21 protein-coding genes and 2 rRNA genes are annotated in these 25117 nt (G+C 64.2%); 11 read left to right on the forward strand and 12 right to left on the reverse strand.

The features are described from left to right. Positions 1 to 32: 32 nt before the first annotated feature. Both CXB49_RS01685 and rrf read left to right on the forward strand, forming a co-directional pair. Positions 33 to 2924, forward strand: a 23S ribosomal RNA gene (locus CXB49_RS01685). 154 nt (positions 2925 to 3078) lie between these two features. After that, a 5S ribosomal RNA gene (gene rrf, locus CXB49_RS01690) occupies positions 3079 to 3193 on the forward strand. Between the two features lie 112 nt (positions 3194 to 3305). Here rrf and CXB49_RS01695 read toward each other — a convergent pair. The 9 genes from CXB49_RS01695 to CXB49_RS01735 form a co-directional block, all read right to left on the reverse strand. Next, entirely contained in the window at positions 3306 to 3617 is a 312-nt protein-coding gene (locus CXB49_RS01695; RefSeq protein WP_101706794.1) for a VOC family protein, read from the reverse strand. 94 nt (positions 3618 to 3711) lie between these two features. Continuing rightward, on the reverse strand, positions 3712 to 4680 hold the full coding sequence (locus CXB49_RS01700) for a glycosyltransferase family 2 protein (protein ID WP_158300582.1): 969 nt from the start codon (positions 4678 to 4680) through the stop codon (positions 3712 to 3714). Beyond that, positions 4677 to 5798: an NAD-dependent epimerase/dehydratase family protein gene (locus CXB49_RS01705; protein ID WP_158300583.1), complete on the reverse strand. Its 1122-nt coding sequence runs from the start codon at positions 5796 to 5798 to the stop codon at positions 4677 to 4679. Before CXB49_RS01705 ends, CXB49_RS01700 begins: the two co-directional genes overlap by 4 nt. Positions 5799 to 6059: 261 nt before the next feature. Then, complete coding sequence (gene gabD, locus CXB49_RS01710; RefSeq protein WP_101706797.1) at positions 6060 to 7520, reverse strand: NADP-dependent succinate-semialdehyde dehydrogenase; 1461 nt, start codon at positions 7518 to 7520, stop codon at positions 6060 to 6062. 82 nt (positions 7521 to 7602) lie between these two features. Further along, the gene (gene gabT / locus CXB49_RS01715) at positions 7603 to 8868 is read right to left on the reverse strand and encodes a 4-aminobutyrate--2-oxoglutarate transaminase (protein ID WP_101706798.1); all 1266 of its coding nucleotides are present in this window, start codon (positions 8866 to 8868) and stop codon (positions 7603 to 7605) included. Positions 8869 to 9031: 163 nt separating this feature from the next. Further along, positions 9032 to 10366, reverse strand: a complete 1335-nt coding sequence (locus CXB49_RS01720) for a TolC family outer membrane protein (RefSeq protein WP_101706799.1) — start codon at positions 10364 to 10366, stop codon at positions 9032 to 9034. Positions 10367 to 10376: 10 nt separating this feature from the next. Continuing rightward, positions 10377 to 13454, reverse strand: a complete 3078-nt coding sequence (locus tag CXB49_RS01725; RefSeq protein ID WP_101706800.1) for an efflux RND transporter permease subunit — start codon at positions 13452 to 13454, stop codon at positions 10377 to 10379. Between the two features lie 10 nt (positions 13455 to 13464). Then, positions 13465 to 14532, reverse strand: a complete 1068-nt coding sequence (locus tag CXB49_RS01730; protein ID WP_101706801.1) for an efflux RND transporter periplasmic adaptor subunit — start codon at positions 14530 to 14532, stop codon at positions 13465 to 13467. Next, positions 14532 to 15194: a TetR/AcrR family transcriptional regulator gene (locus tag CXB49_RS01735; protein ID WP_233492914.1), complete on the reverse strand. Its 663-nt coding sequence runs from the start codon at positions 15192 to 15194 to the stop codon at positions 14532 to 14534. Before CXB49_RS01735 ends, CXB49_RS01730 begins: the two co-directional genes overlap by 1 nt. A 173-nt stretch (positions 15195 to 15367) precedes the next feature. On the opposite strand from CXB49_RS01735, the gene argB reads away from it, so the two are divergent. Beyond that, complete coding sequence (gene argB / locus CXB49_RS01740) at positions 15368 to 16237, forward strand: acetylglutamate kinase (RefSeq protein ID WP_101706803.1); 870 nt, start codon at positions 15368 to 15370, stop codon at positions 16235 to 16237. 118 nt (positions 16238 to 16355) lie between these two features. Then, positions 16356 to 16790, forward strand: a complete 435-nt coding sequence (locus CXB49_RS01745) for a CBS domain-containing protein (RefSeq protein ID WP_101706804.1) — start codon at positions 16356 to 16358, stop codon at positions 16788 to 16790. 49 nt (positions 16791 to 16839) lie between these two features. Here CXB49_RS01745 and CXB49_RS01750 read toward each other — a convergent pair whose 3' ends face one another. Beyond that, positions 16840 to 17607: an IclR family transcriptional regulator gene (locus tag CXB49_RS01750; RefSeq protein WP_101706805.1), complete on the reverse strand. Its 768-nt coding sequence runs from the start codon at positions 17605 to 17607 to the stop codon at positions 16840 to 16842. Positions 17608 to 17739: 132 nt separating this feature from the next. On the opposite strand from CXB49_RS01750, the gene CXB49_RS01755 reads away from it, so the two are divergent. The 3 genes from CXB49_RS01755 to CXB49_RS01765 all read left to right on the forward strand — a co-directional run bounded on the left by CXB49_RS01755 (position 17740) and on the right by CXB49_RS01765 (position 22026). Continuing rightward, complete coding sequence (locus CXB49_RS01755; RefSeq protein ID WP_101706806.1) at positions 17740 to 18927, forward strand: acyl-CoA dehydrogenase; 1188 nt, start codon at positions 17740 to 17742, stop codon at positions 18925 to 18927. A 186-nt stretch (positions 18928 to 19113) separates the two neighbouring features. Beyond that, positions 19114 to 20304: a CaiB/BaiF CoA-transferase family protein gene (locus CXB49_RS01760; RefSeq protein WP_101706807.1), complete on the forward strand. Its 1191-nt coding sequence runs from the start codon at positions 19114 to 19116 to the stop codon at positions 20302 to 20304. A 102-nt stretch (positions 20305 to 20406) separates the two neighbouring features. Further along, positions 20407 to 22026, forward strand: coding sequence for an electron transfer flavoprotein-ubiquinone oxidoreductase (locus tag CXB49_RS01765; RefSeq protein WP_101710567.1), 1620 nt, complete (start codon positions 20407 to 20409; stop codon positions 22024 to 22026). A gap of 17 nt (positions 22027 to 22043) precedes the next feature. Here the strand turns inward: CXB49_RS01765 and CXB49_RS23210 are convergent, their stop codons facing one another. Beyond that, positions 22044 to 22361, reverse strand: a complete 318-nt coding sequence (locus CXB49_RS23210) for a hypothetical protein (protein WP_158300584.1) — start codon at positions 22359 to 22361, stop codon at positions 22044 to 22046. On the opposite strand from CXB49_RS23210, the gene CXB49_RS01770 reads away from it, so the two are divergent. From CXB49_RS01770 to ylqF, 4 genes are all read left to right on the forward strand, one after another. Next, complete coding sequence (locus CXB49_RS01770) at positions 22360 to 22899, forward strand: hypothetical protein (RefSeq protein ID WP_101706808.1); 540 nt, start codon at positions 22360 to 22362, stop codon at positions 22897 to 22899. The two genes, CXB49_RS23210 and CXB49_RS01770, sit on opposite strands and share 2 nt — an antisense overlap. 16 nt (positions 22900 to 22915) lie before the next feature. Continuing rightward, positions 22916 to 23260, forward strand: a complete 345-nt coding sequence (locus tag CXB49_RS01775; RefSeq protein ID WP_101706809.1) for a hypothetical protein — start codon at positions 22916 to 22918, stop codon at positions 23258 to 23260. A 76-nt stretch (positions 23261 to 23336) separates the two neighbouring features. Next, on the forward strand, positions 23337 to 23549 hold the full coding sequence (locus tag CXB49_RS01780; RefSeq protein ID WP_101706810.1) for a DUF3820 family protein: 213 nt from the start codon (positions 23337 to 23339) through the stop codon (positions 23547 to 23549). A gap of 3 nt (positions 23550 to 23552) precedes the next feature. Further along, positions 23553 to 24494 carry a ribosome biogenesis GTPase YlqF gene (ylqF, locus tag CXB49_RS01785; protein WP_101706811.1) on the forward strand — a complete coding sequence of 314 codons (942 nt, stop codon included), beginning with the start codon at positions 23553 to 23555 and terminating at the stop codon, positions 24492 to 24494. Positions 24495 to 24663: 169 nt separating this feature from the next. On the opposite strand, the gene CXB49_RS01790 is transcribed toward ylqF, so the two are convergent. After that, on the reverse strand, positions 24664 to 25110 hold the full coding sequence (locus CXB49_RS01790) for a hypothetical protein (RefSeq protein WP_101706812.1): 447 nt from the start codon (positions 25108 to 25110) through the stop codon (positions 24664 to 24666). Positions 25111 to 25117: the final 7 nt, after the last annotated feature.

Genomic DNA, 25117 nt, shown 5'->3' on the forward strand with positions numbered 1-25117 from the left:
TGTTTTAGTGATTTAGGTTACTGAAATGATAGGGTCAAGCGACTAAGTGCATCTGGTGGATGCCTTGGCGATCACAGGCGATGAAGGACGTGTAAGCCTGCGAAAAGCGCGGGGGAGCTGGCAATAGAGCTTTGATCCCGCGATATCCGAATGGGGAAACCCACCGCTTAGGCGGTATCCCTGACTGAATACATAGGTCAGTGGAAGCGAACCGAGTGAACTGAAACATCTAAGTAACTCGAGGAATAGAAATCAACCGAGATTCCGTAAGTAGTGGCGAGCGAACGCGGAACAGCCTGTACGTGTTATGGATTGTGTTAGTGGAAGGTTCATGGAAAGGACCGCCGTAGTGGGTGATAGCCCCGTACACGAAAACACATTCCAGGGACTAGGCGTACGAGAAGTAGGGCGGGACACGCGAAATCCTGTCTGAAGATGGGGGGACCATCCTCCAAGGCTAAATACTCGTGATCGACCGATAGTGAACCAGTACCGTGAGGGAAAGGCGAAAAGAACCCCGGGAGGGGAGTGAAATAGAACCTGAAACCGGATGCATACAAACAGTGGGAGCGGACTTGTTCCGTGACTGCGTACCTTTTGTATAATGGGTCAGCGACTTACGTTCAGTAGCAAGCTTAACCGAATAGGGGAGGCGTAGGGAAACCGAGTCCGAATAGGGCGATTTAGTTGCTGGGCGTAGACCCGAAACCGAGTGATCTATCCATGGCCAGGATGAAGGTGCGGTAACACGCACTGGAGGTCCGAACCCACTAGTGTTGCAAAACTAGGGGATGAGCTGTGGATAGGGGTGAAAGGCTAAACAAACTCGGAGATAGCTGGTTCTCCCCGAAAACTATTTAGGTAGTGCCTCATGTATCACTTCCGGGGGTAAAGCACTGTTATGGCTAGGGGGTCATTGCGATTTACCAAACCATGGCAAACTCTGAATACCGGAAAGTGCAATCATGGGAGACAGACGGTGGGTGCTAACGTCCATCGTCAAGAGGGAAACAACCCAGACCGCCAGCTAAGGTCCCAAATGATCAGTTAAGTGGTAAACGAAGTGGGAAGGCCCAGACAGCCAGGATGTTGGCTTAGAAGCAGCCATCATTTAAAGAAAGCGTAATAGCTCACTGGTCGAGTCGTCCTGCGCGGAAGATGTAACGGGGCTCAAACTGATAACCGAAGCTGCGGATGCACAGTTTACTGTGCGTGGTAGGGGAGCGTTCTGTAGGTCTGTGAAGGTGTCTCGTAAGGGATGCTGGAGATATCAGAAGTGCGAATGCTGACATGAGTAGCGATAAAGCGGGTGAAAAGCCCGCTCGCCGAAAGCCCAAGGTTTCCTACGCAACGTTCATCGGCGTAGGGTGAGTCGGCCCCTAAGGCGAGGCTGAAAAGCGTAGTCGATGGGAAACGGGTTAAAATTCCCGTACTTTTATGTAGTGCGATGTGGGGACGGAGAAGGTTAGGTCAGCAGACTGTTGGAATAGTCTGTTCAAGCCGGTAGGCTGGGGTGGTAGGCAAATCCGCCGCCCCTTAAGGCCGAGACGTGATAACGAGGGTCTACGGACCTGAAGTGACTGATACCACGCTTCCAGGAAAAGCCACTAAGCTTCAGCTACATAAGAACCGTACCGCAAACCGACACAGGTGGGCAGGATGAGAATTCTAAGGCGCTTGAGAGAACTCAGGAGAAGGAACTCGGCAAATTGATACCGTAACTTCGGGAGAAGGTATGCCTGTTGAGGTGTAGTGATTTACTCACGAAGCTTTGACAGGTCGCAGAGAATCGGTGGCTGCGACTGTTTAACAAAAACACAGCACTGTGCCAACACGAAAGTGGACGTATACGGTGTGACGCCTGCCCGGTGCCGGAAGGTTAAGTGATGGGGTGCAAGCTCTTGATCGAAGCCCCGGTAAACGGCGGCCGTAACTATAACGGTCCTAAGGTAGCGAAATTCCTTGTCGGGTAAGTTCCGACCCGCACGAATGGCGTAACGATGGCCACACTGTCTCCTCCTGAGACTCAGCGAAGTTGAAGTGTTTGTGAAGATGCAATCTCCCCGCTGCTAGACGGAAAGACCCCGTGAACCTTTACTGTAGCTTTGCATTGGACTTTGAACAGACTTGTGTAGGATAGGTGGGAGGCTTTGAAGCCAGGACGCTAGTTCTGGTGGAGCCGACCTTGAAATACCACCCTGGTGTGTTTGAGGTTCTAACCTTGGTCCGTGATCCGGATTGGGGACAGTGCATGGTAGGCAGTTTGACTGGGGCGGTCTCCTCCCAAAGTGTAACGGAGGAGTTCGAAGGTTACCTAGGTACGGTCGGAAATCGTGCTGATAGTGCAATGGCAAAAGGTAGCTTAACTGCGAGACCGACAAGTCGAGCAGGTGCGAAAGCAGGACATAGTGATCCGGTGGTTCTGTATGGAAGGGCCATCGCTCAACGGATAAAAGGTACTCCGGGGATAACAGGCTGATACCGCCCAAGAGTTCACATCGACGGCGGTGTTTGGCACCTCGATGTCGGCTCATCACATCCTGGGGCTGTAGCCGGTCCCAAGGGTATGGCTGTTCGCCATTTAAAGTGGTACGTGAGCTGGGTTCAAAACGTCGTGAGACAGTTTGGTCCCTATCTGCAGTGGGCGTTGGAAGTTTGACGGGGGCTGCTCCTAGTACGAGAGGACCGGAGTGGACGAACCTCTGGTGTACCGGTTGTCACGCCAGTGGCATCGCCGGGTAGCTAAGTTCGGAAGAGATAACCGCTGAAAGCATCTAAGCGGGAAACTTGCCTGAAGATGAGACTTCCCTGGAGGCTTGACCTCCCTGAAGAGTCGTTCGAGACCAGGACGTTGATAGGTCGGGTGTGGAAGCGCTGTGAGGCGTGAAGCTAACCGATACTAATTGCTCGTGAGGCTTGATCCTATCATTTGAGTGACTTAACTGCGTGCGAATCTGTGATTCGCTCAGCGATAAGCTAAGTGACGATGATGGAGTGTTGTGCGACACAATTAAATACCGAATATTCGAGGGTTGGTTTGAAACCGGCCCGGGCTTCTTGAGTTTGTACCAGTTTATGTCTGGTGGCCATAGCGAGGTGGTCCCACGCCTTCCCATCCCGAACAGGATCGTGAAACGCCTTAGCGCCGATGATAGTGTGGCATTCGCCATGTGAAAGTAGGACACCGCCAGACGCCCGATAAGCGAAACCCCAGCTCGATGAGCTGGGGTTTTTGCGTTGCGCGGCCGAAACGCGCGACCCCGAAAAATAGCCCCGCCGGAGCAATCCGGCGGGGCTGTGTCGTTTCAGCGGTACTGCATCAGCTCGACCGGCGCGCCATTGACCTCGATGAAGGCGACGGTCAGTCCCGGACTGGGGCTGTTCGGGGCGATCAGCAGCTTGTGTCCGGCCAGCGCCTTCTCCAGATCGTCGACCTCGAACGCGACGTGCGGCACCCGCTTGACGAGATCCGGGTAGGGCGCGTCTTCCCAGTAGCGCTGCCACTGGATGCCGAAGGCGTTGTCCTGGTGGTCGCTGACCGTCATCTTCAGGTGCGGCAGATCGATCTCATTGTCGAAGCGCCCGTCCGTCGGTATGCCGATATGGTTGTATTTCATGCGCTGTCCTCGATCGCTGGCGATAAAAAATCCCCGCTGTCTTGGACAGCAGGGACGGTAAAGGTTTGCCGGGGTAGCCGCGCTTCCGTCCGGTTCATGCCAGCTGGAGGGCGCTCTTCCTGAAGCGGCAGATGACTTTCACGCACATCCGGGAGGCAACACTCCGATACATCAGCAGTGGCCGGACGAGCAGGCGGTAGGCTGGCAGGTCGTGGAAGGCCTGGTCCAGCGCGGAGATCGGGTTTTCCGCTCCGGCATCGGCCTGGCCGCCGCTGCAGAAGCTGGCCAGGAACCACATCGCGGAATGCAGGATCAGCCGTTTCAGCCTGGCCTCTCCGGGCAGGAAGGCATCCAGCTGGGCCCTGAGATTGACGCCGAACACCTCGACGAGGCGGTAGCCGCCGGAGGAGTTGTTCGGCTCGGCGGCGATCAGACAGGCCTGGCTGCTGGCGAAGCGTCGGCCTTGGCGGAGCAGCGGCAATATCCACGCCATCTGACCGATCCAGGTGCCTTGCCGTATCGAGCCGGCGAAGTCCGGATCTTGCAGCAGCTGCCGTTTGTTGAAGACCAGCGCCGATATGAAGGTGAAGTAGACGCCGATCGGACGGGCGAAATCGGCGGACGACGAGAAATGGTCTATGCCTTGGTTTCTCGGCTTGCGATCGGCCAGGCGGGTCTCGGTGCAGGTTTCGCTTTTCAGATAGAGCAGCGACAGCTCCTCGCGCTCCAGCGTCTCGATCACGGTGTCCAGCGTTTGCTCGTAGACGTATTCGTCGTCGCCCAGTATCCAGCCGTAGACGCTGTCTACGCGCTCGAAGGACTGGATCACATTGGCGTCCGGGCCGAGATTGCGGTCGTTGCATTGATAGCGCAGCGGCTTGCCGGCCTGGATATAGGCCTGGCAGAGCGCGGCGGTGCCGTCGCTGGACGCGTTGTCCAGGACCAGCAGGCTGACCTTGCTGCGGTGGCGCTCCACCGCGGGCAGCAGAGTGTCCAGCAGCCTTCTTAGATAGGCTTCCCGATTGAAGGTCGGAATGCAGATGGACAGCAGCGTTTCACTCATCCCAGTCTCGCCTCGATGGCTACGTTGCCGGAGACGGGCCGCGCGCATTCGCTCATCGCCTCTATCATGCGGCCGAAGCCGTGTTCGGGGCCGATGCGGGCCTTCCAGCCCAGGCTTTCCAGCCTTTGCACGTCGGGTATCAGGCAATCGAATGCGCTGCTGAGGTAGGACCCGTTCTTGGCCGGATTCTTGTATTCGAGCGACAGGCCTTTTTCCGGATACAGATTGACCAGCAGCTCGGCGAGCTCCCTTATCGTCAGCCGCGCCTGCGGATTGGCGACATTATAGGGTTTGCCGGGCTGTCCCTTCAGCAGCGCGGTAAAGATGCCGGAGATGGCGTCCGAGGCATAGCAGAAGGCCCGCGTGGCCGCGCCGTCGCCATTGATGACGATGTTCTCGTTCCGGATGACGTTGTAGCTGAAGTCGGCGTAGCTGCGTCCATCCTCGGCCCGCAGTCCCGGTCCATAGGTATGGAAGGGGCGGACGATGAAGGCGGGAAGCCTGTACTGCTGATGCCAGGCGACGCACAGGGTCTCGCCCAGCCGTTTGCTTTCCGCGTAGCAGGCGCGCACCGTCGCCGGGTCCTGCGTGCCGTAGTCCAGCTCGCTGAGCGGGCGATTGTGCGTGGAGGAGCCGTATACCTCGCTGCTGCTGATGAAAAGAAAGCCGCGCGGGTCGTCGCAGCTTTGCAGTGCCTGCAGCAGGCCGGCCGTGCCTACGGCATTGGGCAGCAGTGTGCCGACTGGATCGACGCCATAGAAACGCGGGCTGGCCTGGCTGGCGGCGTGCAGCACGTAATGACAATGGCCCAAGGGCGGGATGGCGATGCGGTTCAGATCCCACTCCATCCACTGTAGCCGTCTGTGATTGGCCAGCTTCGGTGGAAGGCGAGACCGGGTGCGGGCGATGTCCCGGACCAGCGCGCGCACGGTCAATGGCCGGGACAGCCGGCCGGAGTCGTTCAGTGCCAGTAGGGTGCGCAGCAGGTAGCCGCCGAGAAAGCCTCCGGCGCCTGTCACGGCGATGGTCATGCCGTCGAATGCCTGCCATGGCAGGTCGTGCGCAAGTATGGCCTGGACATCTTCGGCATAAATGCGTTCCAGCGCGGATGGCGGCATCAGCAACTTTCTCCGATGGTGATTCGAATTTGTCGACGACATGGCCGGGCATGCCGCGCGCGGCAGGCCGACGCTCGCCTTGCATTCATTCAGGCGTCAGGAAGGGGCGGGATGGTTCGGGAAAGAATAATGAATTCGCCTGGGAATTGCAAGCGCCAGTCGAAATATGGGATTTATCTTGCAGCGCCGGCCGATGAGGGGGCGTCGGCTTGCAAAAGGGCCGGCCAGTCGCTGCCGCTGGACTGGCCGGCCCGGGAGCGCTTAGCGGTCCAGCCCGCCCAGCAGCACGTACTTGATCTCCAGATAATCCTCGATGCCGTACTTCGAGCCCTCGCGACCGAGACCGGACTGCTTGACGCCGCCGAACGGCGCCGCCTCGTTGGACAACAGGCCGCTGTTGACGGCCACCATGCCGTATTCCAGGCCTTCGGCGACGCGGAAGATGCGGCCGACGTCGCGGGCGTAGAAGTAGCTGGCCAGGCCGAACTCGGTGTCATTGGCCAGGCGGATCGCCTCGTCCTCGGTCTTGAAGCGGAACAGCGGCGCCAGCGGGCCGAAGGTTTCCTCGCGCGCGACCTTCATGTCGCTGCTGACGTCGGCGATCAGCGTCGGCTCGAAGAAGGTGTGGCCCAGCGCGTGGCGCTTGCCGCCGGCGATCAGGCGGCCGCCCTTGGCCAGCGCGTCGGCGATGTGCTCTTCCACCTTGGCCACCGCGTTCTGGTCGATCAGCGGCCCTTGAGTGGTGCCGGCTTCCAGGCCGTTGCCGACCTTCAGCGTGGCGACGGCGGCGGCGAACTTGTCGGCGAAGGCGTCGTAGACGCCGTCCTGCACGTAGATGCGGTTGGCGCAGACGCAGGTCTGGCCGGCGTTGCGGTATTTGGAGATCAGCGCGCCCTCGACGGCGGCGTCGAGGTCGGCGTCGTCGAAGACGATGAAGGGCGCGTTGCCGCCCAGCTCCATCGATACCTTCTTCACGGTGCCGGCGCATTGGGCGATCAGCTTGCGGCCGACCTCGGTGGAGCCGGTGAACGAGAATTTCTTCACGGTGTCGCTGCCGGTCAGCACCGCGCCGATCTCGCTGGAGCCGCCGGTGATGACGGAGAACACGCCCGGCGGAATGCCGGCGCGCTCGGCCAGTTCGGCCAGCGCCAGCGCCGACAGCGGCGTCTGGCTGGCCGGGCGGACCACCATGGTGCAACCGGCGGCCAGCGCCGGCGCGGCCTTGCGGGTGATCATCGCGCTGGGGAAGTTCCACGGCGTGATGGCGGCGGTGACGCCTATCGGCTCCTTGCTCACCAGCACGCGGCGGTCGCCTGCCGGGCCGGGCACGATGTCGCCGTAGACGCGCTTGGCTTCTTCGGCGTACCACTCGATATAACTGGCGCCGTAGGCGATCTCGCCCTTGGCCTCGGCCAGCGGCTTGCCTTGCTCGGTGGTCAGGATCACCGCCAGGTCCTGCTGGTGGGCCATGATCAGGTCGAACCAGCGGCGCAGGATGACGGCGCGCTCCTTGGCGCTCTTGGCCTTCCAGGCCGGGAAGGCGCGGGCGGCGGCGGCCACCGCGCGTTCGGCTTCGGCGGCGCCCATCTTCGGCACCCGGCCTATGGTCTCGCCAGTGGCCGGGTTGTGCACGGCGATGTGCTGCTCGTTGTCGGCTTCCAGCCATTGGCCGTCCAGATAGCACTGCTGGCGCAGCAGCTTGGGGTCTTGCAGATTCAGCATTGGTTTGGTGTCCTTTGGCGGGTGTGGGCGGCGTCGCCCCCTCTCCCCAACCCCTCTCCCGCGAGGGGAGAGGGGTTGGTAATCAGGCCTTCAGCGCCGCGTCCAGCTTGCCCAGCGCCTCGGCGAAGACGTCGTCTTCGATGGTCAACGGGAACAGGAAGCGGACGACATTGGCGTAGACGCCGCAGGTCAGCAGGATCAGGCCGTTCTCCAGCGCGTGCTGCTGCACTTTTTTGGCGAAGTCGGGATCCGGAGTGTGGCTGCCGGGCTGATTGAATTCGACTGCGATCATCGCGCCGAGGCCGCGGACTTCGGCGATTTGCGGCACGGCCGATTTCAGGCCGTTCAGCTTTTCCTTCAGCGCGTCGCCGAGGCGCACCGCGCGCTCGGACAGCTTTTCGCTGTCGATGATGTCCAGCACCGCGTGGGCTGCGGCCAGCGCCAGCGGGTTGCCGGCGTAGGTGCCGCCGAGGCCGCCCGGCGCCGGCGCGTCCATCACTTCGGCGCGGCCGGTGACGGCGGACAGCGGGAAGCCGCCGGCCAGAGACTTGGCCATGGTGATCAGATCCGGCACCGCGTCGAAATGCTCGCTGGCCAGCAGCTTGCCGGTGCGGGCGAAGCCGGTTTGCACCTCGTCGGCGATCAGCAGGATGCCGTGGCGGTCGCACAGCTCGCGCAGCGCCTTCACCCACTCGGCCGGGGCGGCGTAGAAGCCGCCTTCGCCCTGTACCGGTTCGTAGATGATGGCGGCGACGCGGGCCGGGTCGATGTCGTACTTGAACAGTCTTTCCAGGCCGGCCAGCGAATCCTGCACCGTCACGCCGTGCAGCGCGTTCGGATACGGCGCGTGGTAGACGTCGGACGGGAAGGGGCCGAAGCCCAGCTTGTACGGCGCCACCTTGCCGGTCAGCGCCATGCCCATCAGCGTGCGGCCGTGGAAGGCGCCGCCGAAGGCGATGACGCCGGGGCGGCCGGTGGCGGCGCGGGCGATCTTGACCGCGTTTTCCACCGCTTCGGCGCCGGTGGTGAACAGGGCGGTTTTCTTGGCGTGTTTGCCGGGCGTCAGCCGGTTCAGTTTCTCGGCCAGGCTGATGTAGGATTCGTACGGCACCACCTGGTAGCAGGTGTGGCTGAAGCGGGATAGTTGCTCCGCCACCGCGGTCTCCACTTTCGGGTGCAGGTGGCCGGTGTTGAGCACGCCTATGCCGCCGGCGAAGTCGATATAGCGTCGGCCCTCGGTATCCCAAACCTCGGCGTTCTTCGCGCGTTCGGCGAAGAAGCCGCACATGACACCGACACCGCGGGGGGTGGCGTCGGCCTTGCGTTGCAACAGTTGCTGCTGGCTCATGGAATTCTCCTGGGGCCGGGCGATCGTGGCGCCGCCGCGGCATGGTCGATACGGCGCCGGCGGGAAGCCGGCGCGTCTGCGGATCATTCTATGAGCGTGTTTAGCAAAAAGCTACACGTGCAATAAAAAATTAAACACCTGTGGCGCGACGGGTACAGCGGCGTCAGCGGGCGATCAGCTGGTTGACGTCGCCGAGCACCTGCGGCTCCAGCTGGCCGGCCGATTGCGCCAGCGACAGCCGCGCGGTCAGATAGCTGTACTTGGCGTTGGCCAGCGTGGTCAGCGTGCTGTAATAGGCCTGTTCGGCCTGCAGCAGGTCTATGCTGGTCCGTATGCCGACTTCCTTGCCCAGCCGGGTCGATTCCACCTTGCTCTTCGCCGAGACCAGCAGCTGTTGCTGGGCGCGCACCAGCGCCGCGCCGTTGGTGACGCCGAGAAACGCCTTGCGCACGTCTTCGCGGACCTGGCGGCGGGACGATTCCAGCTGCTCGCGCGCGGCTTCCTCCTGGGCGACCGCTTCGCGCACCTGGGAGCTGATGCCGCCGCCGGAGAACAGCGGCACATTGACGGTGACGCCGATATTACTGCCGCGGGTATGCGGATAGCCGCCGAACTGGTTGCTGACGGTATCGGCGTAGCCGGTGTTGAGGGTGACGGTGGGCAGGTGGTTGCCCTTTTTTTCTATCACCGTCTGGTGCGCCAGATCCAGGTTCTGCCGCGCGCTCTTGATCTTCAGGCTGTTCTGCAGCGCCATGTCGACCCAGGCATCGAGGCCGGCCGGTTTCGGCGCCTCCAGCGGCAGTTGCTCGCGCACCGTCTGGATGCCGGCCGGGTCCAGGCCGGTCAGCCGCTGCAGATTGTGCTGCGCCAGCTCCAGATTGTTGGCGTCGCTGATTTCCTGCGCGACGGCGCCGTCGTAGCCGGCCTGCGCCTCGTTGGTGTCGGTGATGGTGGCGGTGCCGACTTCGAAGGCGGTCTTGGCCTGCAGCAGCAGGTTCTGATAGGTCTTCTTGCTGGCGCGGGTGGCGGCCAGCGTGTCCTGGGCGCGCAACACGTCGAAATAGGCCTGGGAGATGTCGAGGATCAGCTGCTGCTCGGCGGCGTCGAAGGTGGTGTCGGCCAGTTCGGTGCCGAGCTTGCCCTTCTTGTAGCCGGTGTATTTGCCAACGTCGAACAGTGGCTGCTGCAGGTTCAGATTGTAGCCATGGGTCTGGTAGGCGGAGTTGGTGACGACATTGCCGTAGGCGTCCACCGCCTGCGATGGCTGCAGCGGATTGTTGTAAGTGTAGTTGCCGGTGGCGCTGATCTGCGGCAGCAGCTGGCTGCGGCCCTGCACCAACTTTTCCTGGCCGGCGTCGCGCTGGGCGCGCGAGACGGCGAAATCGGCGTTGTAGTTGCGGGCGGCTTGCCAGGCGCCGACGAGGTCGAAGGCGTGGCCGGGCGCGGACAGGCCCAGCATCAGCATGGCGGCGGGCAGGGCGAGGCGAGTGTTCTTCATGTGTTGCTCGTTATTCTTGCTGTTGAATCGGGCGCCGCTGTTCGCCGCGCGCCACGCCGAACCATTGGGCGTACAGCGCGGGCAGGAATAGCAGGGTCAATACGGTGGCCACCAGCAGGCCCCCCATGATGGCCACCGCCATCGGTCCCCAGAAGGTGCTGCGGGTCAGCGGGATCATCGCCAGGATGGCGGCCAATGCCGTCAGCATTATGGGCCTAAAGCGTCGCACAGTGGAACCGATGATGGCCTCGAAGCGGTCTATGCCCTCGCCGATGTCCTGTTCTATCTGGTCCACCAGAATCACCGAATTGCGCATGATCATGCCGGACAGCGCGATCACCCCCAGCATCGCGACGAAGCCGAATGGGGCCTGGAAGGCAATCAGCGTAAGGGTCACGCCTATCATGCCCAGGGGCGCGGTCAGCACCACCATCAACGTGCGCTGGAAGCTGTGCAGCTGCAACATCAGGAGTGTCAGAACTACAACAATCATCAACGGCGCCACCGCGGCGATCGCCCGTTGGGACTTGCCGCTGGATTCCAGCGTGCCGCCGGTTTCGATGTGGTAGCCCAGCGGCAGCGTCTTCTCCAGCGCCTGCATCTGCGGCGCCAGCTGGCTGGAAACGTCGGCGCCCTGGACGCCGTCGGCGACGTCGGCGTTGACGGTGATCGTCGGCAGCCGGTTGCGGCGCCAGATGATGCCTTCCTCCGGCTGGTAGCGGATATGGCCGATCTGCGACACCGGCACGAAGCGGCCGCTGCCGGTCTGTATCATCAGATTGCCGAGGCCGGCGACGTTCTTCTGCTCGGCCGGGTTCAAGCGCGCGACGATGGCGATGCTCTGGTTGTCTTCGCGGTAGGCGCTGACGGCGGAGCCGGAAATCAGCATCTGCAATTGCTGCGACAGTTGCTGCGAGCTGAGGCCCAGCACGCCGGCCTTGTCCTGGTCGATGTCTATCCGCAGCGCCTTCACCTGCTCGCCCCAGTTCTGGTTGACGTGCTGCGTGGCCGGATGCTTGCGCATCAGCGCCTCCACCCGGTCGGCGATCGCGCGCACCTGGCCGTGGTCCGGGCCCATCACGCGGAACTGCACCGGGTAACCGACCGGCGGGCCGTTTTCCAGCCGGGTGACGCGGCCGCGCACCAGCGGGAAGTCGTTGTCGAACAATTTCTCCAGCCGGGCCTTCACTTTCTCGCGCACGTGCTCGTCGCCGGTCATCACCATCAGCTGGGCGTAGTTGATGTGCTGTTGCTGCTGGTCCAGCGGCAGATAGAAGCGCGGACTGCCGCTGCCGACATAGCTGGTGACGCTGACGACGTCGGAATCGGCGCGGGCCAGCCTCTCCATCTTTTCCACCTGTTCCAGCGTGGCGTGGTAGCTGGCGCCGCGCGGCAGCCACATGTCCACCATCAGTTCAGGCCGGTTGGACGAGGGGAAGAACTGCTGGGCGACGAATAGCTTGAACGCCAGCAGCGACAGGACGAAGGCGGCCAGCGTGGCGGCGATCACCGTCTTGCGGCGGTCCAGGCACCATTCCACTGTCCGGCGGAAACGCTGGTAGAACGGCCGCTGGTAGACGTCGTGGTGCTCGCCCTGATGCGCGTGCGCCGGCAGCAGCTTGTAGCCCAGATACGGGGTGAACACCACGGCGACGATCCACGACAGCACCAGCGCGATGCCGACGACGGCGAACAGGCTGAACACGTATTCGCCGGCCATCGACTTGGCCAGTCCCACCGGCAGGAAGGTGGCGGCGGTGATCAGCGTGCCGGTCAGCATCGGGAAGGCGGTGCTGGTATAGGCGTAGGTGGCGGCCTGGAACTTGTTCCAGCCCTGTTCCAGCTTCAGCGCCATCATTTCCACCGCGATGATGGCGTCGTCGACCAACAGGCCCAGCGCGATGATCAGCGAGCCCAGCGAGATGCGCTGCAGATCGATGTTGAAGAAGTACATGGCGAGGAAGGTCATCGCCAGCACCAGCGGGATGGACAGCGCCACCACGATGCCGGTGCGCAGGCCCAGGCTGAAGAAGCTGACGGCGAGCACGATGACCACCGCCTCCACCAGCGAGCGCATGAATTCGCCGACCGCGTCGTGCACCACCTTGGGCTGGTCCGACACCGCGTGGATCTCGACGCCTATCGGCAGCTTGCTCTTGATGGCGGCGATGGAGACGTCCAGATTGGCGCCCAGCTTCAGCACGTCGCCGCCGCTCTTCATGCTGATGGCCAGCGCCAGCACCGGCTTGCCGTTGTAGCGCACGCTGGTCGTCGGCGGGTCGATGTAGCCGCGCGAGACGGCGGCGATGTCGCCGAGGCGGAAGGTCTTGCCGCCGACGGTTACCGGCGTCGCGGCCACCGCCGCCACCGAATCGTATTTGCCGGTGGGCCGCACCCAGATGCGGTCGCTGGCGGTTTCGAAGGTGCCGGCCGGCGTCATCGCGTTCTGTTGTTGCAGCGCCTGCCAGATCGCGCGGCTGTCCAGGCCCAGGCTGGCCAGCTTCGCGCTGGACAGGTCGACGTGTATCTGCTGTTCCTGCCGGCCCAGCACCTGGACCTTGGCCACGTCCGGCACCCGCAGCAGTTCCTGCTTGGCGGCCTCGACGTAGCGGCGCAGCGCTTCGTAGCCGAAGCCGTCGCCGCTGAAGGCGTAGATATTGCCGAAGGTGTCGCCGAACTCGTCGTTGAAGAACGGGCCCTGCGCGCCGGACGGCAGCGTGTAGGCGATGTCGCCGAGCTTCTTGCGCACCTGGTACCACAGCTGCGGCACGTTTTTCGGCGGCACGTCTTCGCGCAGCGACACCACCAGCAGGCTCTCGCCCGGCTTGGTATAGCTTTGCACGTTGTCGATCTCGCCCATCTCCTGCAGCTTCTCTTCCAGCTTGTCGGTGACCTGCCGCTCCATTTCGACGGTGCTGGCGCCGGGCCAGTTGGCCTGCACCAGCATAGACTTGAAGGTGAACTCCGGGTCTTCCTTCTGACCCAGCTGGGTGTAGGCCCAGGTGCCGGCCAGCATCAGCATCACCATCAGGTAGCGCACCAGCGGCTGGTGGCGCAGCGCCCATTCGGACAGATTGAGTTTTTTCATCGTCCGTTCCTCACTGGCCCAGCAGCTTGACGCGCTGGCCCTCGCGCAGCAGATGCACGCCGGCGGTGACCACCTTGTCGCCCGGGCGGATGCCGGAGGCGATGACGGCGCCGTTGTCGTCTATCGACGCCACTTGCACCGGCTTGCGGCTGACGCGCAGGGTTTGGCTGTCTATCGTCCACAGGTATTGCCGGCCCTGCAGGTCCAGCAGGGCGGTAAGCGGCAGCTTGAGCTCGCCGCTGGCGCGGGCGGGAAGGCTGGCGGTGGCGGTCATGCCTAGTTGCAGCGCGCGGCTGTCGCCGCTCAGCGCGATGCGCGCCGGATAGGTGCGGGTGGCCGGATCGGCGTCGGCGGCCAGCTCGCGCAGCCGGCCCTCCAGCGGCGCGCCGCCCTTCCACAGCGTCACCCGGAAGGCGCCGGCCTTGCGCACCGCGTCCAGCGCGTTCTCCGGCACCTGGACGGCGACTTCGCGCGCGCCGTCCTGAGACAGCCGGGCCACCGGCTGGCCGGCGGCGACGACCAGGCCCGGTTCGGCCTGCATCTGGCCGATGACGCCGTCGGCGTCGGCCGTCAGCGTCGCGTAGCCGGTCTGGTTGCGGCTGGACGACAGCGCGGCGCGGGCCTGGTTGACCTTGGCCTGGGCGGCGTTGACGCCGTTCTGCTGCGAGTCCACCTGGGCCTGGCTGACGAATTGCTTGGCCAGCAACTCGCGGTAGCGCTTCAGATTCAGCTGCTGCTGGGCGAGGTCGGAGTCGGCCGCCGCCAGTTGCGCCTGCTTGGCGGCCAGGTCCAGCTGGTAGTCGCCGGGGTCCAGCCGCGCCAGCGCCTGTCCTTTCTTCACGTGCTCGCCGCTGTTGACGAGCTTGGCCACCACCTTGCCGGCCACGCGGAAGGCGAGCTGGGTCTCGTGGCGGGCGCGGATTTCGCCGGCGTAGCTGTCGCCGGCCTGCGTGGCGTCGGCGCCGGCGACGGCGTAGCGCACCGGGCGAATGTCTTCGGGCGCGGCGGCCTTGTCCTGGCAGGCCGACAGGCCAAGGGCGCCGGCGAGCGCGAGGCCGGAGAAAAGGAGGCGTTTCATCATTGCGGGTCCTGGGGAGCGGTCTGGTGCATGCCTTGCAGCATCAGTTGCAGCGAGGTCTTGAGGAATTGCAGCGGGTTCTGGGCGATGCTGTCGCAGCAGCCGGGAACCAGCGCGAACGAGTGGCTGAGTATCATCGTCATCATCATCGGCGAGGTCAGCGTGTCGATCGCGTAATCGAGATGGAGCGGGCGGAATTCGCCGTTGTCCATGCCGCGCTGGATGATGTGGCCCAGCAGCTGGCGCGCCGGCAGGATGGCCTCGTCGTAGTAGAAGCGCGTCAGATCCGGGAAGTTGGTGGCCTCGGCCGCCATCAGCTTGCACAGGCCGGCGGCGCGGGTGGAGCCGATGTGGGTCCACCAGTCCTCCAGCGCCAGCATCAGCAACTGGCTGCTGCTGAAGCCGTGCAGCTGTTCCAGCTGCGCGCTCATCGCATGGACGCGGGCGACGATGGTTTCGCGCACCACCGCCTTGAAGATCTCTTCCTTGTTCTGGAAATACAGATAGGGCGTGCCCTTGGTGACGCCGGCGGCGCGGGCGATGTCTTCCATCTTGGTCGCCAGATAGCCCTTGTCGACGAACAGCGTCAGCGCGGCGTCGAGTATCTCGCCCGGGCGGGCGTCCTTCTTGCGCTGCCAGCGGCTGGAGCCGGTTTCTCCCATGTCGATCTTTCTGAATGCTTGTTCAGTAATGTCGGCACTGTAGGCCTTTGGGCCAGTATCCGGCAATTAATAAATCACAGTTCAGCAACTGCAGTGATTAAAATGCAACACGTAATCCGAAATCGCCGACCAGCCGTTAAGCGTTGGAGAGCCCGCTACAAGGAGAGAAGAAAGTGGCAACAGACGCAGCCGAGAAGGCGAACATCCTGGCCGAGGCGCTGCCTTACATCCGCCAGTTCGCCGGCAAGACCATCGTGATCAAGTACGGCGGCAACGCGATGACCGACGAGGCGCTGAAGGAAGGCTTCGCCAAGGACGTGGTGCTGCTGAAGCTGGTGGGCATGAATCCGGTGGTGGTGCACGGCGGCGGCCCGCAGATCAACGACTTGCTGGCGCGCGTCGGCAAGCAGGGCGAGTTCGTCCAGGGCATGCGCGTCACCGACGCCGAGACCATGGAAGTGGTGGAAATGGTGTTGGGCGGCCTGGTCAACAAGGAGATCGTGTCGCTGATCAACAAGCACGGCGGCAAGGCGGTGGGCCTGACCGGCAAGGACGGCCACTTCATCCGCGCCCGCAAGCTGTTCCTGAAGACCGACGGCGACGAGGCGGTCGATATCGGCCAGGTCGGCGAGATCGAGACGATAGACCCGTCGCTGGTGTCGCTGCTGGACAGCCAGGACTTCATCCCGGTGGTGGCGCCGATCGGCGTCGGCATCGACGGCGAGGCCTACAACATCAACGCCGACCTGGTGGCCGGCAAGCTGGCCGAGACGCTGAAGGCGGAGAAGCTGGTGCTGATGACCAATACGCCGGGCGTGCTGGACAAGCAGGGCCAGCTGCTGACCGGCCTGACCGCGCAGCGCATCGACGAACTGTTCGCCGACGGCACGATTTCCGGCGGCATGCTGCCGAAGATCAGTTCGGCGCTGGACGCCGCGAAGAACGGCGTCAGCTCGGTCCACATCATAGACGGCCGCGTCAAGCACGCGCTGCTGCTGGAAATCCTGACCGCCACCGGCGTCGGCACGATGATACGGGCCTGACCTGGCCCGGCGGCCCCTCTCCCGGCGGCGGCCGTTGTTCTATAGTAACGGCATACCGCGACGGCGGCGCGATGCGCCGCGGTCGCGGTGTCATAGAGCGAAAAAGGGGAGAGGCAGCATGCAGACCGTAAGACAATTGATGGATGGCAAGTCCAACCGCGCGCTGGTGTACGTGACGCCGGACAGCACGGTGTTCCAGGCGCTGCAGGTGATGGCCGAGAACGATATCGGCGCGGTGCTGGTGATGGAGTCCGGCGACATCGTCGGCATCTTCTCCGAACGCGACTACGCGCGCCGCATCGTGCTGCAGGGCCGGACCTCGGCCGGGACCAAGGTGCGCGACATCATGACCAGCCGCGTCGTCTACGTGACGCCGCAGCAGACGCTGGACGAATGCATGTCGCTGATGACCGAGAAGCGCATCCGCCACCTGCCGGTGATGGAGGGGCAGACCGTGCTCGGCATCCTGTCCATCGGCGACCTGGTGCGCGCGACGATAGACGAGCAGGCGCAGGTGATCAATCACCTGGTGCACTACATCCAGTCGGCCTGAGCCGCCGGGTCCAGCGGCCCGCCTTGCGCGGGCCGTCGCGTTGGCGGCGCTAGGCCGGCATCGGCACGATGCGCAGCCGCAGCGCCCGCAAGGCCGGTGCCACCGCCTCCCGCATCGCCGTCTGGTCGAAGGCGAAGGCCGGTCCGCTGGCGTTCAGCGCCATCGCCGGCTGGCCGGGCAGCAGCGCCGGCAGATGGATGCCGACCGCCATCACGTCCGGTTCGTATTCGCCGAACGACGCCGTGTAGCCGCGCAGCCGGTAGTCGGCGCAGGCCTGGCGCAGCCGCGTCTCCAAGGCCGGCCAGTCGGCGCCGTGGCGCGCGGCCAGCAGCGGCAGCAGCGCCTCGCGCTCGGCCTGCGGCAGGCCGGCGAAATAGGCGCGGCCTATCGCCGTGGTGGCCAGCGGCACCCGCGAGCCGGTGCTCAGCTGCACCGACACCCGCGCCTGGCTGCGGCAGGTTTCCAGATACACCATGTCGCTGCCGTCGCATAGCGCCAGGCTGACCGACACATTGTTGGCCAGCGCGAATTCCCGCATCAGCGGCGCCGCTGATGCGCGCACGTCGTAGCCGGCCAGCGCCGCCGTCCCCAGCGCCAGCAGCGCCAGTCCCAGCCGGTATTGGCCGCCGTCCCCGTCCTGCTGCAGATAACCGAGCCGGGTCAGCGTATGGCTCAAGCGGGACACCGTCGATTTCGGCAGGCCGGTGCGTCGCGCCAGTTCCTGATTGGACAGCGTGCCTTCCCCGGGGCGAAACGCCGCCAGCACCTCCAGGCCGCGCGCCAGCGCCGTGATGAATTGCCGATCTTCCTGTTGCATCTCTGTCCTCATTACGGCAACGGTTTTGCCACATGACAGGTAAATCGCTTTACAAGCCGGTGGCAGAGTGTTTAGTCTATTTTGCATAGTGAAATCCAATTCCGCAATGCGGAACTGATTGGGAGAAGGCAAATGGCAGCAAACTCGCAGCGCGCCCGGTTCGCTTGGGAAGATCCGTTGTTGTTGGACGAGGAGTTGACCGAGGAGGAGCGACTGGTGCGGCAGAGCGCGCACGAGTACTGCCAGCAGCGGCTGATGCCGCGGGTGCTGACGGCCAACCGCGAGGAGCGCTTCGATCGCGAGATCATCAGCGAGATGGGCGAGCTGGGCCTGCTCGGCTGCACGATAGAAGGCTACGGCTGCGCCGGCCTGTCCCACGTCGCCTACGGCCTGGTGGCGCGCGAGGTCGAGCGGGTCGATTCCGGCTACCGTTCGGCGATGAGCGTGCAGTCCAGCCTGGTGATGTACCCGATCTGGGCCTATGGCTCCGACGCGCAAAAGGACAAATACCTGCCCAAGCTCGCCAGCGGCGAGTGGCTGGGCTGCTTCGGCCTGACCGAACCGGATTCCGGTTCCGATCCGGCCAGCATGAAGACCCGCGCCCGCAAGGTCGACGGCGGCTATCTGCTGTCCGGCAGCAAGATGTGGATCACCAATAGTCCGGCCGCCGACGTGTTCGTGGTCTGGGCCAAGGACGACGACGACGAGATTCGCGGCTTCGTGCTGGAGAAGGGCATGAAGGGCCTGTCGGCGCCGGCGATACACGGCAAGTTCTCGTTGCGCGCGTCCATCACCGGCGAAATCGTCATGGACGACGTGCTGGTGCCGGAAGAGCAGCTGCTGCCCGGCGTCAAAGGCCTGAAGGGACCATTCGGCTGCCTGAACAAGGCGCGCTACGGCATCGCCTGGGGCGCGATGGGCGCCGCCGAGTTCTGCTGGCACGCCGCGCGCCAGTACACGCTGGACCGCCAGCAGTTCGGCCGGCCGCTGGCCGCCAATCAGCTGATCCAGCTGAAGCTGGCGAATATGCAGACCGAGATCGCGCTGGGCCTGTCGGCCGCGCTGCGCGTCGGCCGGCTGATGGACGAGGGCCGCGCCGCGCCGGAAATGATCTCGCTGATCAAGCGCAACAACTGCGGCAAGGCGTTGGATATCGCCCGCGTCGCCCGCGACATGCATGGCGGCAACGGCATCAGCGACGAATTCCATGTGATCCGCCACGTGATGAATCTGGAGGCGGTCAACACTTATGAGGGCACGCACGATGTGCATGCTCTGATTCTGGGCCGAGCCCAGACCGGTATTCAGGCGTTTGCCTGATAAGCCGGCGCGGCCGGAGGGCCGGTCGCGCCGTTGATTCCTGTCTGTCCTTTGTTGGCCCGGCTTGCCGGGCCGTTTTTTTTATCGCGGCTGAGCCGGGGACGGCTAGGCGGCGACGGGGTCCGCGGCGCGGGAGTCTCGCGCCGGCGGGCGGCATCATCACGGTGGGCTGTGAAGGAGAGCGCGATGGCGGGGGCTTTGGCGGGCATCAAGGTGGTGGATCTGAGCCGGGTGTTGGCGGGGCCGTGGGCTGGCCAGCTGCTGGCCGATCTGGGGGCGGACGTGGTCAAGATAGAAAAGCCCGGCAGCGGCGACGATACCCGGCAATGGGCGCCGCCCAGCCTGCCGGACGGCCGCTCGGCCTACTATCTGTGCGCCAACCGCGGCAAGCGCTCGCTGACGGTGGACATCGCCCAGCCGGCCGGCCAGGAGATCGTCCGCCGGCTGGTGGCCGACGCCGACGTGGTGCTGGAGAACTACAAGGTCGGCGGCCTGAAGAAATACGGCTTGGACTACGACAGCCTGAAGGCCGTCAATCCCCGGCTGGTGTATTGCTCGATCACCGGTTTCGGCCACAGCGGCCCCTATGCCGATTCCGCCGGCTACGACTACATCGTGCAGGGCATGTCCGGGCTGATGAGCATCACCGGCCCGACCGACGGCGAGCCGCACAAGGTCGGCGTCGCGGTGTCCGACCTGTTCACCGGCCTCTACGCCGCCAACGCGGTGCAGGCGGCGCTGATCGCCCGCGAGCGCAGCGGCGTCGGCCAGCATGTCGACATGGCCTTGTTCGACTGCTCGCTGGCGATGCTGGCCAACGTCGCGTCCAACTGGCTGGTCGGGCATAATGTGCCGCCTCGACTGGGCAACGCCCACGCCAATATCGTGCCCTACCAGGTGTTCGCCGCATCGGACGGCCATTTCATCCTGGCCTGCGGCAACGACAAGCAGTTCGCCGAGGTGTGCCGGCTGGTCGGCCAGCCGCAATGGGCGCGCGATCCGCGCTACGCGACCAATCCGCAGCGCGTCGCCCACCGCGTGCAACTGGTGCCGCTGCTGGCCCAGGCCTTCCGCCATCACGGCCGCGACCACTGGTTGGAGACGCTGGACAAGGCCGGCGTGCCCTGCGGACCGATCCACACCGTGGACGAGGCTTTCGCCGATCCGCAAGCGCAGGCCCGCGGCATGGAGATGGTGATCGAGGACGCCGCCGGCCGCCAAGTGCCGATGATAGGGTGTCCGATCAAACTTTCCGGCACGCCGGTCGAGTACAATCTAGCCCCTCCCGATCTGGGAGAACATACTGAGCAGATCTTGCGCGCGTTGGGTTACGTGGATTCGGACATTGTCGCATTGCGCAACAATGGCACCGTTTAAACGCTTGTTTGATTTTGACGACGTGACATCTTCATAGCATGATGTCCGGAAAATCAAACCCGTCCCAGCGGGCGCAAAGGAGAAACGGTGCAACGCGAATACATGGAATACGACGTGGTGATCGTCGGCGGCGGCCCTTCCGGCCTGGCCGCGGCGATTCGTCTGAAACAGCTGGCGGCCGAGCAGGGCCGCGACATCGGCGTCTGTCTGCTGGAGAAGGGGTCCGAGATCGGCGCCCACATCCTGTCCGGCGCGGTGATCGAAACCGGCGCGCTGGCCGAGCTGCTGCCGAACTGGAAGGAGCTGGACGCGCCGTTGAACACGCCGGCGCTGTCGGACCGTTTCCTCTATCTGACCGAGACCGAGTCCATCCAGCTGCCGACGCCGCCGCAGATGCACAACAAGGGCAACTACATCGTCAGCCTGGGCAATTTCTGCCGCTGGCTGGCGCAGCAGGCGGAGAGTCTCGGCGTCGAGATCTATCCGGGCTTCGCGGCCGCCGAAGTGCTGTACCACGAGGACGGCTCGGTCAAGGGCGTGGCCACCGGCAATGTCGGCACCGGCCGGAACGGCGAGCTGGAAGGCGAGCCGGGCATGGAGTTGTGGGCGAAGCAGACCATCTTCGCCGAAGGCTGTAGGGGCTCGCTGACCAAGACGCTGCTGTCGCGCTTCAATCTGACCGACGGCGCCGATCCGCAGACCTTCGGCATCGGCATCAAGGAATTGTGGGAGGTGAAGCCGGAAAATCATCAGCCCGGCCACATCACCCATACCGTCGGCTGGCCGATGGACACCTCCACCTACGGCGGCTCCTTCCTCTACCATCTGGAGGACAATCTGGTCGCGGTCGGCTTCGTCGTCGGCCTCGATTACCAGAATCCCTATCTGTCGCCGTTCGAGGAATTCCAGCGCTTCAAGACCCACCCGGCGATCAAGGGCGTGTTCGACGGCGGCCGCCGCGTGTCCTACGGCGCGCGCGCGCTGAACGAGGGCGGCCTACAGAGCCTGCCCAAGCTGACCTTCCCCGGCGGCGTGCTGGTCGGCGACACCGCCGGCTTCCTCAACGTGCCGAAGATCAAGGGCACCCACACCGCGATGAAGTCGGCGATGCTGGCGGCGGAGGCGGTGTTCGAGTTGCTGGGCGACGAGGCGAGCGCCCAGGGCGGCGAGGCCAAGGCCTACTCGGCCAAGTTCAAGCAGAGCTGGGTCCACGACGAATTGCACAAGGTGCGCAACATCCGCCCGTCGTTCCGCTGGGGCCTGTGGCCGGCGATGATCTATTCGGCGCTGGACACCTTCGTGTTCCGCGGCCGCGCGCCGTGGACGCTGCATCACAAGCATGCCGACAACGAGGCCTTGCGCCCGGCCGACGAGTTCAGTCCGATCGCCTATCCGAAGCCGGACGGCGTGCTGACCTTCGACCGCCTGTCGTCGGTGTTCATCTCCAACGCCAACCACAGCGAAGACCAGCCGGCGCATCTGAAGCTGAAGGACGCGTCGGTGCCGGTCGCCGTCAATCTGGCCAAGTACGACGCGCCGGAGCAGCGCTACTGCCCGGCCGGCGTGTACGAGATCGTCGGCCGCGACGAAGGCCAGCCGCGGCTGCAGATCAACGCGCAGAACTGTGTGCACTGCAAGACCTGCGACATCAAGGATCCGACCCAGAACATCAACTGGGTGACGCCGGAGGGCGGCGGCGGCCCGAATTACCCGAATATGTGATCGGGCGTTCCGCGTCGTCAGGCCGGGTTTTCCGTCGGGAAACCCGGCTTTTTCGTTTTGATCGCCGTCAGGGCTTGCGAAACAATGACTTGACGGCGGCGGCCATCGTTGGCAGCATTGACGGCATGCTCGAACGCACCGTGTTTTTCGCCCATGCCTATTATTGGTACCGCCCTTCCCGGCGGCGCCAGGGATAGGCTCGGCAGCGAGATACGCGAAGCCATCGAGTCATTCCCGACCATGCCGCCGGATTCCGGCGGCATTTGTCTTTTCAGCGTCAAGCAACAAATGATCTCCGGAGAGGCGGCAAGCTTCCATCCAGGAGACAGTGCCATGAACGAAGTCAGCGACGTCCTTATCCTCGCCACCAGCCGCAGCCTGCCGCAAGCGGCGCTGCCGCTGTACCCGGTCGCCCTGGCGACCGACGGCGAGGCGCTGGCTTATCGTCCGGGACCGCCGTCGGCGCTGCCGGACGGCGCCTGCCTGTCGGAGGCGCTGTTGCCGGAAATCCGCCTGCTGGCCTTGCGACTGGCGCTGGCCCGGGGCTGGCCGGAAGGGGCCACGCCGGACCGCGTCGCCGAGGCGGCCGACTGGCTGGCGGCGCGCATCCTGCTGCTGGAGTGGCGGCAGGTGGAACTGGCGCTGGGCGAGCTGGCGCTGCTGGACGAGGCCAACCGCCGCGCGCGGGCGCTGGCCGACGCGCGCGGCCTGGCCTTCGCGCCGGCGCTGCCGGTATTGCTGCCGGCCGGACGCGAGGCGGGAACATGGCGCGGCTGGCGCGCGCATCCGCTGCCGCGAGGCGGCGTGGCCGAGGCCAGCCGGCGCTGTCGTGAACGATTGACGGCGCGTTTTGCCGAACTGTCTGGACAATGAACAGGAGAACCGGCCCATGGAGCTGGAGTTGCACGACGAGAACGAGCGCAAGCTGAACAATCTGACGCTGGTGGTCTACATCCTGCAGGCGGTGAGCCTGCTGGTCGGCGTCACCGCGCTGATCGGCGTCATCATCAACTACGTCAAGCGCGACGATGTGCGCGGCACCTGGTACGAAAGCCATTTCGAGTGGCAGATCCGCACCTTCTGGCTGGCGCTGCTCGGCTATGTCGTCGGTTTCGCCACGCTGTGGCTGCTGGTCGGCGGCGTGGTGCTGTTCGCGGTGTGGGTGTGGTACATCTACCGCGTGGTGAAGGGCTTCCTGTACTTCAACGACCGCAAGACTATGCCGGCGCGCTAGGACGCGCCCCGGGCCGGGGGTTTTGCTGGCGGCCCGACTTTGGCACAATGCCCAACCTCTATCTATACCTGCCATCATGCAAGCTGAAGACCTGCAGTCCCTGACCACCCGCGTGATGCCCTTCGGCAAGCACAAGGGCACGCTGATCTGCGAGTTGCCGGGCAATTATCTGAACTGGTTCGCCCGCGAGGGCTTTCCGCCCGGCGAGATCGGTCGGCTGCTGCAATTGATGCAGGAACTGGACCACAACGGTCTGACTTACCTGCTGGACCCGATTAGAAAGCGTTGAACAATGGCAATCCAATGGTTCCCCGGCCATATGAACAAGGCGCGCAAGGATGTCGCCGAGCGCCTGAAGGATATCGATGTCGTCATCGAGATGCTGGACGCCCGCCTGCCGGCATCCAGCGCCAATCCGATGCTGGCGCGCATGGCCAAGGGCAAGCCCAGGCTGATGCTGCTGAACAAGCAGGACCTGGCCGATCCGGTCGTCACCGAGCAATGGCTGGCTTGGTACCGCGCCCAGAAGCAGACCGAGGCGCTGGGCATGGACGCCGGCGAGCGGGCGCCGGCCCAGCGGCTGATCGCCGCCTGCCGCGCGCTGGCGCCTAATCGCAGCGGGCTGGAAAAGCCGCTGCGCGTGTTGATCTGCGGCATTCCCAATGTCGGCAAATCGACGCTGATCAACAGCATGTCCAGCCGCAAGATCGCCAAGACCGGCAATATGCCGGGCGTCACCAAGAACGAGCAACGCATCATCCTGGCCGACGATTTCGAGCTGTACGACACCCCCGGCATGCTGTGGCCGAAGATCGAGGTGGAGGAGGGCGGCTACAATCTGGCCGCCAGCGGCGCCGTCGGCCGCAACGCGATGGACGAGGAGGAGGTGGCGCTGGAGCTGCTGAAATACCTGCTGGTCCATTACCACGCCGATCTGGCCGCCCGTTACAAGTTGGACGTCGAGGCGCTGGACGGCGCACAGGACTGGCAGGCGCTGGAAATGATAGGCAAGCGGCGCGGCGCGGTGTTGTCCGGCGGCCGCATCAATATGCAGAAGGCCGCCGAGATCGTGCTGACCGATTTTCGCGACGGCCAGGTCGGCCGCATCACGCTGGAACGGCCGGAACAATGGCAGGCGTGGGAGAAGCGCGCCAAGATTCTCGCCGCCGAGCGGGCCATCCTGCGGGAAGAGAAGCTGAAAGAGAAAGAGGGCCGCAAGCAAGGCGGCCGCTGATGTCAAAAAGCCCGGAGCATCCGGGCTTTTTTTATTGGCGGCGGAACAGGCTCCTTGGCGCCGCTAACAAAACCTCGCAGAGAACCTGAGCCAAGGCGCGCCGACGCAGGCAGTACCAGTCGTACGACAAGGAGGCGCAACGCAGGATCAGGGGTTTTGTTAGTGGGTCTTAGGCCATGGTGTCGACGATGCTGCCGTTGGTGCTGTCGGCCACAGCCTCGCCGGCCAGCGCCGGATTGCTCTGCAAGATCGTCGCCCAGTTGCCGTTCAGGCTGGAAGCGGCGCCGCTGCTGCTGGCGCCCAGCATCTGCGACACGATCTGCTGGTCGGTGCTGTCCTGGGCCGACTCGCCGCCGCTGGGGCTCAGCGCGCTGCCTTGCAGCGTGCCGGCGGTGGCGAAGCCGTTCAACAGGCCGGCGGCGTCGTAGGTGCCGACGTCGCTGCCGCTGTCTCCGCCCAAGAGCACGATGGCGCTGGAGTCCTGGGCGAGCTGGGCGGCCTCGCTGGCGAGGGCCGGGGTGGCGTTGCCGTTCTGCACCACCGGCGACGGCACGGTGCCGCCGTTCAGCAGCGCGGCGCTGGCCAGCGAAATCTGCGCGGTTTGGCTGATGCTCATGATGGGC

Source organism: Chromobacterium sp. ATCC 53434 (assembly GCF_002848345.1).
Taxonomy (GTDB): domain Bacteria; phylum Pseudomonadota; class Gammaproteobacteria; order Burkholderiales; family Chromobacteriaceae; genus Chromobacterium.